Annotated in this window: 5 protein-coding genes; 4 read left to right on the forward strand and 1 reads right to left on the reverse strand. The window is 64.2% G+C overall.

Annotated features, from left to right (window positions below; genetic code table 11):
* Positions 1–546 precede the first annotated feature (546 nt).
* From rpoB to ACQR1H_RS03595, 4 genes are all read left to right on the forward strand, one after another.
* A complete protein-coding gene (rpoB, locus tag ACQR1H_RS03580; RefSeq protein WP_315800977.1) occupies positions 547–4,665 on the forward strand; it encodes a DNA-directed RNA polymerase subunit beta in 4,119 nt (1,372 codons plus the stop codon).
* A 131-nt stretch (positions 4,666–4,796) separates the two neighbouring features.
* Positions 4,797–8,996 (forward strand): DNA-directed RNA polymerase subunit beta', encoded by a 4,200-nt coding sequence (gene rpoC, locus ACQR1H_RS03585; RefSeq protein WP_315800976.1) that lies wholly within the window; start codon positions 4,797–4,799, stop codon positions 8,994–8,996.
* 338 nt (positions 8,997–9,334) lie between these two features.
* Positions 9,335–11,398: an FAD-dependent oxidoreductase gene (locus ACQR1H_RS03590; protein ID WP_315800975.1), complete on the forward strand. Its 2,064-nt coding sequence runs from the start codon at positions 9,335–9,337 to the stop codon at positions 11,396–11,398.
* A gap of 86 nt (positions 11,399–11,484) precedes the next feature.
* Positions 11,485–13,809, forward strand: coding sequence for an ABC transporter ATP-binding protein (locus ACQR1H_RS03595; protein WP_434907152.1), 2,325 nt, complete (start codon positions 11,485–11,487; stop codon positions 13,807–13,809).
* On the opposite strand, the gene ACQR1H_RS03600 is transcribed toward ACQR1H_RS03595, so the two are convergent.
* Complete coding sequence (locus ACQR1H_RS03600) at positions 13,737–14,969, reverse strand: FAD-dependent oxidoreductase (RefSeq protein WP_315800973.1); 1,233 nt, start codon at positions 14,967–14,969, stop codon at positions 13,737–13,739. The two genes, ACQR1H_RS03595 and ACQR1H_RS03600, sit on opposite strands and share 73 nt — an antisense overlap.
* Between the last annotated feature and the right edge of the window lie 468 nt (positions 14,970–15,437).

Below are 15,437 nucleotides of genomic sequence, written 5' to 3' on the forward strand. Positions count from 1 at the left end.
GCTTCGATTACGCGAACGAAGTCCCCGGGCTGCCATGGGCAGGTCCGGGGCTTTCGAGAGATTATGATGGCCGGGTGGTAACATCGCCCGGTCATCATGTGGACAAGGAGTTTTGCAGGGGTATTGGGCGCGGCTCGGAATCACTGCAAAAGGCGTGCAACGGAACCGTCTGTTGTGGGCTGAACACGGAAAAGTGTGGAGATTTGGGGGCTTCGCTCTCGAATCTCGATTATTGTCAACCCATATTGGGTCGGCAGCACGAAAAGCCGGTTGATCGGTGGAGTGGCGTCTCCGTCCGTAAGCCGCTGGGAGATAGGCAATTTCGGGCTTTTGCAGTCCGTGACGAGATGGTTGTGACGAGCGGGTGCGTCCTCGCGCCTCGCGCGTCGTTTTGCGTTTTGCTGGTCTGAAGAACAGATCTGGGACGTTTCCGTTCCGGCTTTGAGCCTCAGATCCTCGAAATGGATCGAAATTCAACCCGAAGGGGCGGTGGCAGCCGCTGTTTCGGAAGGTTCGCCCCTCCGGGCGACGAAATGAGAGGCCACGATGGCGCAGCAGACATTCACCGGTCGCAAACGCGTTCGCAAGTTCTTTGGACACATCAAGGAAGTCGCGGAGATGCCGAACCTCATCGAGGTTCAGAAGGCGTCCTACGACCAGTTCCTGATGGTGGACGAGCCCACGGGCGGGCGGCCGGATGAGGGCCTGCAGGCGGTGTTCCGCTCGGTGTTCCCGATCTCCGACTTTTCCGGCACCTCGATGCTGGAGTTCGTCCGCTACGAGTTCGAGCCGCCGAAATATGACGTCGACGAGTGCCGTCAGCGTGGCATGACCTTCGCTGCGCCGCTCAAGGTGACCTTGCGCCTCATCGTGTTCGATATCGACGAGGAGACCGGCGCGAAGTCGGTCAAGGACATCAAGGAGCAGGACGTGTACATGGGCGACATCCCGCTCATGACCATGAACGGCACCTTCATCGTGAACGGCACCGAGCGCGTCATCGTCTCGCAGATGCACCGTTCGCCGGGCGTGTTCTTCGACCACGACAAGGGCAAGACCCATTCGTCGGGCAAGCTGCTGTTCGCCGCCCGCGTCATCCCGTATCGCGGCTCCTGGCTCGACATCGAGTTCGACGCCAAGGACATCGTGTTCGCGCGCATCGACCGTCGCCGCAAGCTGCCGGTGACGTCGCTGATGTTCGCGCTCGGCCTCGACGGCGAGACCATCCTGTCGACCTTCTACAAGAAGCTGATCTACAAGCGCATCAAGGAAGGCTGGCGCGTTCCGTTCGACGCCAACCGCTTCCGCGGCTATTCGACCGTCAACGACCTGATCGACGCCGACACCGGCAAGGTCGTGCTCGAAGCCGGCAAGAAGCTCACCGTCCGCGCCGCCCGCCAGCTCCAGGAGAAGGGGCTGAAGGCGCTGCGCATGTCGGACGAGGAGCTGCTCGGCAACTACATCGCCGAGGATCTCGTCAACCCGAAGACCGGCGAAATCTACGCCGAGGCGGGCGAGGAGATCACCGACAAGCTGTTCAAGGTGCTGAACGAGCAGGGCTACAAGGACCTGCCGCTGCTCGACATCGACCACGTCAATGTCGGGCCCTACATCCGCAACACGCTCTCGGCGGACAAGAACATGACGCGTGAGGACGCGCTGTTCGATATCTACCGCGTGATGCGTCCGGGTGAGCCGCCGACGCTCGATTCCGCGCAGGCGATGTTCCAGTCGCTGTTCTTCGATGCCGAGCGCTACGACCTCTCCGCGGTCGGCCGCGTCAAGATGAACATGCGCCTCGAGCTGGATGCGCCGGACACCCAGCGCACGCTGCGCAAGGAAGACATCCTGGCGGTCATCAAGACCCTGGTCGACCTGCGCGATGGCAAGGGCGAGATCGACGACATCGACCATCTCGGCAATCGCCGCGTCCGCTCGGTCGGCGAGCTGATGGAGAACCAGTACCGCATCGGTCTCTTGCGCATGGAGCGCGCCATCAAGGAGCGCATGTCGAGCGTCGACATCGACACCGTGATGCCGCAGGACCTGATCAACGCCAAGCCGGCCGCGGCCGCGGTGCGCGAGTTCTTCGGCTCGTCGCAGCTGTCGCAGTTCATGGACCAGACCAATCCGCTGTCGGAGATCACCCACAAGCGCCGCCTGTCGGCGCTTGGACCGGGCGGTCTGACCCGCGAGCGCGCCGGCTTCGAGGTGCGCGACGTGCATCCGACGCATTACGGCCGCATCTGCCCGATCGAGACGCCGGAAGGTCCGAACATCGGCCTGATCAACTCGCTGGCGACATTCGCCCGCGTCAACAAGTATGGCTTCGTCGAGACGCCGTACCGCAAGGTCAAGGACGGCCGCGTTACCGACGAGGTGGTGTATCTGTCCGCCATGGAGGAAGGGCGCTACCGCGTCGCGCAGGCCAACGTGCCGCTCGATGCCAAGGGCCGCTTCACCGAGGACCTCGTGGTCTGCCGTCATGCCGGCGAAGTCGTGCCGATGACGCCCGACAAGGTCGACTACATGGACGTGTCGCCGAAGCAGCTGGTTTCGGTGGCCGCGGCGCTGATCCCGTTCCTCGAGAACGACGACGCCAACCGCGCGCTGATGGGCTCGAACATGCAGCGCCAGGCGGTGCCGCTGGTTCGCGCCGAGGCGCCGTTCGTCGGCACCGGCATGGAAGGCGTGGTCGCCCGTGACTCGGGCGCCGCCATCGCGGCGCGCCGCTCGGGCGTGATCGACCAGATCGACGCCACCCGCGTCGTCATCCGCGCCACCGAGGATCTCGATCCGACCAAGTCGGGCGTCGATATCTATCGGCTGATGAAGTACCAGCGTTCGAACCAGTCGACCTGCATCAACCAGCGTCCGCTGGTGAAGGTCGGCGACATCGTCAAGAAGGGCGACATCATCGCCGACGGTCCGTCGACCGATCTCGGCGAGCTCGCGCTCGGCCGCAACGTGCTGGTCGCGTTCATGCCGTGGAACGGCTACAACTTCGAGGACTCCATCCTGCTCTCCGAGCGGATCGTGAAGGAGGACGTCTTCACCTCGATCCACATCGAGGAATTCGAGGTGATGGCCCGCGACACCAAGCTGGGTCCGGAGGAAATCACGCGCGACATTCCGAACGTGTCGGAAGAGGCGCTGAAGAACCTCGACGAAGCCGGCATCGTCTACATCGGCGCGGAAGTGCGCGCCGGCGACATCCTGGTCGGCAAGATCACGCCGAAGGGCGAGAGCCCGATGACGCCGGAAGAGAAGCTGCTGCGCGCCATCTTCGGCGAAAAGGCCTCGGACGTCCGCGACACGTCGCTGCGGGTGCCGCCGGGCGTGCAGGGCACGATCGTCGAAGTCCGCGTGTTCAACCGCCACGGCGTCGACAAGGACGAGCGTGCGCTGGCGATCGAGCGGGAAGAGATCGAGCGTCTGGCCAAGGACCGCGACGACGAGCAGGCGATCCTGGACCGCAACGTCTACAGCCGTCTCGCCGACATGCTGGATGGCCGCCAGGGCATTTCCGGTCCGAAGGGCTTCAAGAAGGACACCAAGATCACCCGCGCGGTGCTCGACGAGTATCCGAAGTCGCAGTGGTGGCTGTTCGCATCGCCGAACGACAAGCTGATGGCCGAGATCGAGGCCATGCGGAAGCAGTACGACGAGTCGAAGAAGGGGCTGGAACAGCGCTTCCTCGACAAGGTCGAGAAGCTGCAGCGTGGCGACGAGCTGCCGCCCGGCGTGATGAAGATGGTCAAGGTCTTCGTCGCCGTGAAGCGCAAGATCCAGCCGGGCGACAAGATGGCCGGCCGTCACGGCAACAAGGGCGTCGTGTCCAAGATCGTGCCGATCGAGGACATGCCGTTCCTCGAGGACGGCACCCATGCGGACATCGTGCTGAACCCGCTGGGCGTGCCCTCGCGCATGAACGTCGGGCAGATCCTCGAGACCCATCTGGGCTGGGCTTGCGCCGGCCTCGGCAAGCGTATCGCCCAGACGGTCGATGCCTACCTGTCGAAGCAGGACGTCAAGCCGCTGAAGGAGACCTTGAAGCGGATCTACGGCGACGACGAGACCATCAAGTCGCTCAACGACAACGAGTTGATCGAGCTTGGTCACAATCTGAGCCGCGGCGTGCCGATCGCCACGCCGGTGTTCGACGGCGCCAAGGAGGCCGACATCGAGGAGATGTTGAAGCTCGCCGGCCTCGACGCATCCGGTCAGTCGACGGTCTATGACGGCCGCACCGGCGATGCATTCGATCGCAAGGTGACGGTCGGCTACATCTACATGCTGAAGCTGCACCATCTGGTCGACGACAAGATCCATGCGCGTTCGATCGGCCCGTACTCGCTGGTCACCCAGCAGCCGCTGGGCGGCAAGGCCCAGTTCGGCGGCCAGCGTTTCGGCGAAATGGAGGTGTGGGCGCTCGAAGCCTACGGCGCGGCCTACACGCTGCAGGAGATGCTGACGGTGAAGTCGGACGACGTCGCCGGCCGCACCAAGGTCTACGAGGCGATCGTGCGCGGCGACGACACGTTCGAGGCCGGTATTCCGGAATCGTTCAACGTGCTGGTCAAGGAAATGCGCTCGCTCGGCCTCAACGTCGACCTGCACAACTCCAAGCTCGGACCGGCGCCGACGTCGGAAGCCGCCGAGTAGGTCAAGAGATCAGGCCCGGCCGTCTCGGACGGCCGGGTGCCGGCGCCTTCCCCCGCGGGTCAGGACAAGGCGCCCGTTGAGAGATTTTCGAATTTGCGGCCGACCCCCGATCGGCCCGCGAGGAGAATACGATGAACCAAGAAATTATGAATCTCTTCAATCCGACGACGCCGGCTCAGGTCTTCGACCAGATCCGGATCTCGATTGCGTCTCCGGAGAAGATTCTGTCCTGGTCCTACGGCGAGATCAAGAAGCCGGAAACGATCAACTACCGTACCTTCAAGCCCGAGCGCGACGGCCTGTTCTGCGCCCGCATCTTCGGGCCGATCAAGGACTACGAGTGCTTGTGCGGCAAGTACAAGCGGATGAAGTACAAGGGCATCATCTGCGAGAAGTGCTCGGTCGAGGTGACCTTGTCGCGTGTCCGGCGCGAGCGCATGGGCCATATCGAGCTCGCCGCTCCGGTCGCGCACATCTGGTTCCTGAAGTCGCTGCCGTCGCGCATCGGCCTGCTGCTCGACATGACGCTGAAGGATCTCGAGCGGATCCTGTACTTCGAATACTACGTCGTCCTCGAGCCGGGTCTGACCGCGCTCAAGGACCGTCAGCTGCTGTCGGAGGACGAGTACCTCAAGGCGCAGGACGAATACGGCCAGGACAGCTTCACCGCCATGATCGGCGCCGAGGCCATCCGTGAGCTGCTGCGCGGCCTCGAGCTCGAGAAGCTCGAGCAGACGCTGCGTGCCGAGATGCAGGAGACCGACTCCGACATCAAGCACAAGAAGCTCGCCAAGCGCCTGAAGATCGTCGAGGCGTTCCGCCACTCCGGCAACAAGCCGGAATGGATGATCATGACCGTTGTTCCGGTGATCCCGCCGGATCTGCGGCCGCTGGTGCCGCTCGACGGCGGCCGCTTCGCGACCTCGGACCTCAACGACCTCTACCGTCGCGTCATCAACCGCAACAACCGCCTGAAGCGGCTGATGGAGCTGCGCGCGCCGGACATCATCATCCGCAACGAGAAGCGCATGCTTCAGGAGGCGGTGGATGCGCTGTTCGACAACGGCCGCCGCGGCCGCGTCATCACCGGCGCCAACAAGCGTCCGCTGAAGTCGCTCGCCGACATGCTGAAGGGCAAGCAGGGCCGCTTCCGTCAGAACCTGCTCGGCAAGCGCGTCGACTATTCCGGCCGCTCGGTCATCGTGGTCGGTCCCGAGCTGCGCCTGCACCAGTGCGGCCTGCCGAAGAAGATGGCGCTCGAGCTGTTCAAGCCGTTCATCTACTCGCGGCTCGACGCCAAGGGCCTCTCGACGACCGTCAAGCAGGCCAAGAAGCTGGTCGAGAAGGAGCGCCCCGAGGTCTGGGACATCCTGGACGAGGTCATCCGCGAGCATCCGGTGCTGCTGAACCGCGCCCCGACCCTGCATCGTCTCGGCATCCAGGCGTTCGAGCCGGTGCTGATCGAGGGCAAGGCGATCCAGCTGCATCCGCTGGTCTGCTCGGCGTTCAACGCCGACTTCGACGGCGACCAGATGGCCGTGCACGTTCCGCTGTCGCTCGAAGCGCAGCTGGAAGCGCGCGTCCTGATGATGTCGACCAACAACATCCTGCATCCGGCCAATGGTCAGCCGATCATCGTGCCGTCGCAGGACATCGTGCTCGGTCTCTACTACGTCTCGATCATGCGCGAAGGCATGCCCGGCCAGGGCATGGCGTTCGGCAACATGGCCGAGCTCGAGCATGCGCTGCACGCCAAGGCCATCCATCTCCACAGCAAGATCAAGTACCGCTGGGAGGGGATGAACGAGGAAGGCAAGATCGCCAAGCGCTGGATCGAGACCACCGCGGGCCGCGTGATGCTCGGCAACCTGCTGCCGAAGCATCCGCGCGTGACGTTCGAGGTCATCAACAAGCTGATGACCAAGCGCGAGATCTCGGGCGTGATCGATCAGGTCTATCGTCACTGCGGCCAGAAGGAGACGGTGATCTTCTGCGACCGCATCATGGCGCTCGGCTTCTACAACGCCTTCAAGGCGGGCATCTCGTTCGGCAAGGACGACATGGTCGTGCCGGCGGGCAAGTGGAAGATCGTCGACACCACCCGTACGCTGGCGAAGGATTTCGAGCAGCAGTACAATGACGGTCTGATCACCCATGGCGAGAAGTACAACAAGGTCGTCGACGCCTGGTCGAAGGCCTCGGAAGAGATCGCCAAGGAGATGATGAAGGAGATCTCCGTCACCAAGAAGACGGCGACGGGGGCGGATGCCGACATCAACTCGATCTACATGATGTCGCATTCCGGTGCCCGCGGTTCGCCGGCCCAGATGCGTCAGCTCGCCGGCATGCGCGGCCTGATGGCCAAGCCGTCGGGTGAGATCATCGAGACGCCGATCATCTCGAACTTCAAGGAAGGTCTCTCGGTTCTCGAGTACTTCAACTCGACCCACGGCGCCCGCAAGGGCCTCGCGGACACCGCGTTGAAGACCGCGAACTCGGGCTACCTGACCCGCCGTCTGGTCGACGTGGCGCAGGACTGCATCATCACGCAGGACGATTGCGGCACCCATCTCGGCATCAAGATGCGCGCCATCGTCGATGCCGGCACGGTCGTGGCCTCGCTCGGCTCGCGCATCCTGGGCCGCGTGCCCTGCGACGACGTGCGCGATCCCGCGACCAACGCGGTGCTGGTCAAGGCCGGCACCTTGATGGAGGAAAGCCACATCGACGCCATCCAGCAGGCTGGCGTGCAGGAGGTGAAGATCCGCTCGGCGCTGACCTGCGAGCTGGTCAACGGCATCTGCAAGATGTGCTACGGCCGCGATCTGGCGCGCGGTACGCCGGTCAACCACGGTGAGGCCGTCGGCGTCATCGCCGCGCAGTCGATCGGTGAGCCCGGCACCCAGCTGACGATGCGCACTTTCCACATCGGTGGTGCGGCGCAGCTGAACGAGCAGTCCTTCGTGGAATCGAACTTCGAAGGCAAGGTGGTCATCAAGAACAAGGCGATCGCCCGCAACAGCGAGGGTCACCTGATCGCGATGGTCCGCAACATGGTCGTGACGATCGTCGACCCCGACGGCACCGAGCGTGCGACGCACCGCATCCAGTACGGCGCGCGCATGCATGTCGACGACGGCGACATGATCAAGCGCGGCCAGCGCATCGCCGAGTGGGATCCTTATACCCGTCCGATCCTCACGGAAGCCGAGGGTACGATCGGGTTCGAGGATCTGACCGAGGGTCTGTCGATCTCGGAAACGCTCGACGAATCCACCGGTATCGCCAAGCGCGTGGTCATCGACTGGCGTGGAACGCGCGGTGGCGCGGATCTGCGTCCGGCAATCGTGATCAAGGGCAAGGACGGCAAGGTGCTCAAGCTCGCCCGCGGCGGCGATGCCCGCTACATGCTGTCGGTCGACGCGATTCTGTCGGTGGACGTCGGTTCGACGGTGAAGCCGGGCGACATCCTGGCGCGTATCTCGACGGAAAGCGCCAAGACGCGCGACATCACCGGCGGTCTGCCGCGGGTGGCGGAGCTGTTCGAAGCGCGCAAGCCGAAGGATGCCGCGATCATCGCCGAGATCGCCGGCACCATCCGGTTCGGTCGCGACTACAAGAACAAGCGTCGCATCTCGATCGAGCCGGTCGACAAGACCGAGGAGCCGCGCGAGTACCTGATCCCGAAGGGCAAGCACATCCATCTGCAGGATGGCGACATCGTCGAGAAGGGCGACTTCATCGTCGAAGGCAACCCGGCGCCGCACGACATCCTGGCGATCAAGGGCATCGAGGAGCTCGCGGCCTATCTGGTCAACGAGATCCAGGAGGTCTACCGGCTGCAGGGCGTGCTCATCAACGACAAGCACATCGAGGTGATTGTCCGTCAGATGCTGCAGAAGGTGGAGATCACCGACCAGGGCGATACCGACATGATCTCGGGCGAACAGGTCGACAAGATCGAGTTCGACCTGCTCAACGCGAAGGCCGTGGAGGAGGCGAAGAAGCCGGCCACGGGCACTCCGGTTCTGCTCGGCATCACCAAGGCGAGCCTGCAGACCCGGTCGTTCTTCTCGGCGGCCTCGTTCCAGGAGACCACCCGCGTCCTCACCGAGGCGGCGGTCAACGGCAAGATCGATCCGCTCGAGGGTCTCAAGGAGAACGTCATCGTCGGCCGTCTGATCCCGGCCGGCACCGGCGCCTCGATGGCCCGCATCCGCGAGGTCGCCTTGAAGCGCGACAAGCTGATTCTCGACGAGCGCGAGAAGCAGGCGGCGATCGTGCCGGCGCAGCCCGAGCCTCAGCCGCTCGCGCTGCCGCCGGCAGAGTAACGGACGGTTGCGGCATGACCCTGACGGTGTCGGGGTCTGCCGTGCGTTCATCACGCGTAGAAAAGGCCGGCGTTTGCCGGCCTTTTTTTGACATTTTCTTCTCCTGTTGCCGCGCTGCTGCCCCGTTGTTCATCTTCCCTTCAGGGACAGAGGCGCTTTTGGAAGCATCAGATCCGCTGAGCTGATTTCCGTCGACTCCCGTGGCGATGCGCCGATTTGCTCCGGCGCAAACCTTCTGCGGGCCGGGTAGGCTATGGCCGATCGAGCCCCGAGGGTGGCAGGACCCCTGATATGGACGACCGGCAACGTCGCTGACAGCCGGAGATGGCGGAACTTCGATGCTTGACCTTGCGATTGTTGGTGGCGGTCCGGGTGGCCTGATGAGCGCCTGGTATCTGAGGCGCAAACTCGGCGATCTCTGCAAGGTGACGATCTACGAGGCATCCGACCGGCTCGGCGGCAAGATCGTGACGCGCAAGTTCGATACCGCTCCGGCGATGTACGAGGCTGGTGTCGCAGAAATCTACGACTACTCGATGACCGGCCCTGATCCGCTGCGCGAGCTGATCCAGCATTTCGGGCTGCAGACGATTCCGATGGATGCGCTGCAGGTCCAGCTCGACGGCGAGCTGCTCGACGACGTGCCGGGGCTGCGCCGCAAATACGGGCCGAAGACGGCTGCCGCGGTCGAGGCGTTCCGCAAGCGCTGCACCGACGTGATGTCGCCGGTCGAATATTACGAGGGCGTCGGCGCCCACGACAACGAGCACCCCTGGGCCTACAAGACCTGCGAGGAGCTGCTCGATGAGGAGGTCGAGGATCCCACCGCCAAGCGCTTCTTCAAGGTGATGTCGCGCTCCGACCTCGCGACCGAGGCCCACAACACCAACGGCCTCAATGCGCTCAAGAACTTCGTGATGGATATCGACGACTATATCGGCCTGTACTCGATTCAGAACGGCAACGAGCAACTGATCGAGTGCCTGCGCTCCGAGGTCGATGCCGACATCCAGCTCAATCATCGCGTGCTCCGCATCGGCAAGACGGAGGCGGGCCGCTACCGGCTCAACATGATGAACGGCAAGGGGCCGGAGACGCGCGAGTTCGATCTCGTGCTGGTGTGCCTGCCGCATTCCTGGCTGTCGACGGTCGGCTGGGAGGGCGAGAAGCTGCGCCAGTCGATGATCAAGCACATCGCCTATTTCGATCGTCCCGCGCACTACCTGCGCGTCTCGATCCTGTTCGACGAGCCGTTCTGGGGCGAGAAGATTCCGGGCTCCTGGTTCATGTCTGAGGCGTTCGGCGGCTGCTGCATCTACAACGAGGGCTCGCGCCACGATGTCGGCAAGCACGGCGTGCTCAACTGGCTGATCGCAGGCTCGGATGCGCTCGCCTTCGCCAACCTGTCGGACCAGGAACTGATCGATGCCGCGCTGAAGTCGCTCCCGGCGGCGCTCGGCGACGCGCGCGCGCACTTCATGGAAGGCAAGATCCATCGCTGGCTGTCGTCCGTCAACGCGCTGCCCGGCGGTCTGCCGGTACGCGACGTCATGACCAATCACCGGCCTGAGCCGAAGGAGCACCCCGGCATCGTCGTGGTCGGTGACTACCTGTTCGATTCGACCTTGAACGGACTGCTCGATTCCTCGGACGCCGCCACCGACATCATCCTGACCGAAATGATGCGGCTGCGCCGCGTCCGCTCGCAGGCCGAGATGCCGCTGTCGGACAAGATCGACCGAGACTATTTCGACAATTATCGCGGGCAGGGGCCGTACAGCGAAGCGTGGTCGCAGTTCACCGATCCGGACTATCTGACCAGCCTGATCAAGATCGTCTGGAACCGGGCCGGCAAGGGCAAAGGCTACAAGCTCCTGGTCGCCGGCTCCGCGAGCGGTGAACTGGTGGGAGCGCTCCGCGAGCGCGGCATCGATGCCTGGGGCATCGAAAACAACCGCTACATCCACGGCAAGACGCCGAAGGCGCTCAAGAAGTACAACAAGCTCGGCTCGATCACGGACATGCCGTTCAAGACCGGCGAGTTCGATTTCGTGTTCGAGACCAGCCTCTGCCACCTCGGTGACAAGCAGGTTGCGCGCGCGATTCGCGAACTGAACCGCGTCGTCAAGACCGGCCTCGTGTTCGGCTCGATCACCTCGGACATGGCTCCGGCGCTCGTCGACCGCTACGACCTGCTGCGCGGGGTCAAGAAGCTCGGCACCTGGTGGGAGTGGTCGGAGCTGTTCTTCGGCAACGGCTTCGATCTTGCCATGCATCGCCGCGACTGCACCGACGAGGTGTGGGCCGCGACGCTCGCGGCCAACAAAGGCCCGGGCCAATGGTACGCCGACGCGGACAGCCTGCGTTACTCGTTCTTCGACAAGGTCGAGGACGAAGACTGAGGACGCTGGCCGCGGCGCCGTGCAGATGTTAAAGGCCTGACGCGCAAGGCTGGCGCGTCGTCGGTCACGCTGCTTCGGTTGGTTGCATGGCGCCCAAGAAACCAGAGTCCAAGTCAGGGTCGGGTCCGGCCTCCAAATCAGGCTCGAAGCGAGGCTCGAAACCCGGTTCGGTCTCGGCTGCGCCCGGTCAGACCGAAGACGATCGGATCGCTGGCGAACGAATTGCGGCTGCCGCCGGCGCCGCTGCCGAGATCGCAAAGCGGCTTTCCGGAACCGCCGCGACGCCAACGACACCCGAATCGCCGCCGGCAACTCAAGCACCGGCCGCCGCCCTGCCGCCGGCCACCGAAGCGCTGCAGCCCTCCGAGCCGTTACTGGCCGGCACGCCGCCGGAGGCGACCAAGCCGGCACAGCCGCCAGAGCCGGCGCCGCCTTCAAAGCCGGCGCAGCCCTCAAAGCCGCCACAAGCCAGCAAGCCTGCGCCGCCGCCTTCCGACGATGATGACGACGAGGACGGCGAGGACGAGGACGACGAGCTCGACGACGACGATGACGACGAAGACCTCGTCGTCTACACCGCGCGCGAGGCCGCCGGCGCGCTCGCGACCATCTACGGCTTCGTCTCGCCGCTGCTCGCGAAATACAAGAAGATGCTGGCCTTCGTGTCGATCGGCGTGCTGATCGAGACCCTGTTCAACGTCATCATGCCGCTCAGCCTCAAGTTCCTGATCGACGATGCGCTCGGCGAAGAGGATTTCGAGGCGCTCTATCGCATCCTCGGCGTGCTGGCGGTTGCAGGCATCGTCACCTCGATCATTGCCGTGCTCTACGAGCGCTGGGATGCGCGGCTGGCGGCCTGCGTCATCTCGGATGTCCGCACCCGGCTGTTCGACCACGTGCAGAACCTGCCGGCGGCCTATTTCCAGCGCACCAAGCGCGGCGAGATCCTGTCGCGCTTCTCGGTCGACATGTCGGCGTTCGAGAACGTCGTGAAGAGCTTCGCCAACAGCGCCGTGCTGCCGTTCCTCGAGCTGATTGCGGGCATCATTCTGATGCTGTTCCTGAACTGGCAGCTCGCTGCGATCGCGCTCCTGGTGTTTCCGATCACCCTGATCGGCCCGCGCATCCTGACTCCGAAGGCGGTTCAGGCCAATTACGAGCAGAAACTGAACGAAGCGTCGCTGCTCGGCGTGATCCAGGAGAACATCGCGGCACAAGCCGTCATCAAGGCCTTCAGCCTGCACCGCAAGGTCTTCGGCTGGTTCAGCTTCCGCAACGACGCGGCGCGGCGCAAGATGGCCGATGCGATGTTCCTGTCGACCATGGTCGAGCGCACCGTCACGATCTCGGTGCTGCTGCTGCATCTCGTCGTGCTCGCTCTCGGCGCCTATCTCGCCACCAAGGGCCAGATCACGATCGGCACCTTCGTCACCTTCGAGAGCGCATTCTGGGAGGTGTCCTACAACATCGCCCATGTCATGCACTTCGTGCCGGTGTCGATCTCCTCGGCGGCCGCGATCCGGCACATGCAGGAGCTGCTGGACGAGCCGACCCGCGGTGCCGACCGGCCCGGCGCGCCGGATCTGCCCCGCATCAGCCACGACATCACCTTCGAGCGCGTGACCTTCCAGTACGAGGGCAGCCAGACGCCGGTGCTCGACAATCTGAGCCTCAAGCTCGACGTCGGCAAGCGGATCGCGATCGTCGGTCCGTCGGGCTCGGGCAAGAGCACGCTGCTCAACCTGATCCTGCGGCTCTACGTCCCCGATGAAGGCCGCGTCACCATCGACGGCGTCGACATCCGCAAGGTGACGCGCGATTCGTTGCGCGGCAGCATGGCCGTGGTGTTCCAGGAGAACATGCTGTTCAACATGTCGCTGCGGGAAAACATCCGGCTCGGCAAGGAGGGCGCCACCGACGCGGAGGTGGAGGAGGCGGCCAAGAAGGCCGAGATCCACCGCTACATCATGAGCCTGCCGCAGAAATACGACACCATCGTCGGTGAGCGCGGCGACACGCTGTCCGGTGGCCAGCGCCAGCGCATCGCGATCGCCCGCGCCATCATCCGCAACCCGTCCGTGCTGCTGCTCGACGAGGCGACCTCGGCGCTGGACCAGACCACGGAAGCCGCGATCAACCGCACCCTGCTGAAGGTCGCCAAGGGCCGTACCATGATCTGGTCGACCCACCGCCTGACCTCGGTGGTCGAGATGGACGAGATCATCGTCATCTCCGGCGGCCGGGCGATCGAGCGCGGTAGCCACGCCGAGCTCCTGGCGAAGAATGGGACCTATCGCAAGCTCTGGGACGACCAGGGCCATCAGCCGAGCCGGCTCGATCAGGCCGACGACGACAGCGATGATGAGGAGGATGACGACGACGAGGAGGATGATGACGATGACGAGGAATAGACGTTGAGCGGCGCATTGGTCTTCGTCAGCCGCTGCTGAATCCCGCGGCCGAGCGAGACCGCAAAGCGCGCCCAGCGTTGTGCCTGCCAATAGGGGCTGGCCCCGATCGAGACCGATCGGAAATTCCAGGCCTTGTCGAGCGACCACGCATCGCAGGCGATCTTGACCGGGTCGGCATAGAAGGCCGCGATCTTGGCCTCGCCCATGCCGTCAGTCGCCAGCCAGCGCGGAATGTGGACGTTGCAGAGGCGCTCGACGTCGGTGAACACCTTGTCGGAGCCGGTGCCGGTGACGGGGCAGGTGGTGCAGAAGGCATCGCCGATGAGCACGACGCCCGGCATGCGGTATCCAGTGTTGATGGTGAGGTCGGCGGGGCGGACCTTCACTTCCCCCCTCACGGCGTACGGGCCGGTGATCCGCCGCAGGCCGGGCAGGGCGGCCATCAGCGTTTCGACCGGGGCGCGCCGGATCGCCCGCAGCCAGGGGTCGTCCACCTCGCGATAGGCGAACAGGTTCGCCCGCATGCGCTCGCCGATCGGGAACAGGGTGATGTAGGGCACCCGCGCGTCGGCCCGCTCCTGGAAGTAGGTCATGGCCGGGAACGGGAAGGCGGCGCGGCCGGCCGGCGTCAGGTCGAACCCGATCGAGATCGAATGGGCGGGGCTGGTGATCTTGCGGGTGATTCCCAGCATGTGCCGCAGCCCAACGTTCAGCCCGTTGGCGAGCACGACGAGACGGGCGGAGATCGTCTGCCCGTTGGACAGCACGACCGACTGGCGATCCTCGCCTGGCGTGATCGCCACGGCCTTGGCGACGATTCGCGTCACGCGGCCGCGGATCTCGTCGCGCACGGCCGTCACCAGCGTGTCGTAAAGGATGCCGTATTGCGGGACCGGAGCCCGTTCGAGCACGTAGCCGAATCGGGCGATCCAGTTCTCCGGGGTCAGGGTGGCTTGGGTTAACGCCTTGTCGGCGATCCCGGTGCGACGGAATCGGCCGATCTGCCCGGCACCGGAGATCTTCTCGATTCGAAAGTCGGGCGGGGAGATCGCGTGGGGATCGACCAGAATCGCCGGGATGCCGGCACGCCCGAGCATGGCGGCCGTGATCGAGCCGGCCAAGCCGCCGCCAATGATCGCAATATCGGTATAGTCTGTCACGGGGCGCCTCGTCGTGGGCGCCATCCTTGTCGGCCAAAGCCAAAAAAAGCCTTATCTTCAATGTCTCTGGATATGTCCCTGGGTTGGAGAGGGGCTGGGCCGGCGCGGGCAGGGCTCTGCGGTCTACAGATACCTTAGGATGTAGGGGCGCGGTCGGAGCGGAAACTGCAGCGGCCAGAAGCGCTTCTTTGCGCGTCCTGCGGCGTCGTTTTGCTTGACTTGGATATTTACCGCTTATAAAAGGCCGGCACTCAACGACAGGCGGTGAGCTTCGCCAGCGTCGGTACGGATCACCCAGACCACCCGGAACAGGGCGGGACGGGCACCACCCTCGACGAATGCCGCTCAAACGCTGTCGATCATAGCTAGGCAATGCCAAAACGATATTAGATCTCTCGAGCTCGTTCTCTGGAGACCAATTTCGGATGCATGACCTCGGTAGGCCGCCCGCCAGCGCAAGCTGTTTGG

Origin of the sequence: Bradyrhizobium sp. HKCCYLRH2015, from assembly GCF_051168215.1 — a bacterium.
Taxonomy (GTDB): domain Bacteria; phylum Pseudomonadota; class Alphaproteobacteria; order Rhizobiales; family Xanthobacteraceae; genus Bradyrhizobium.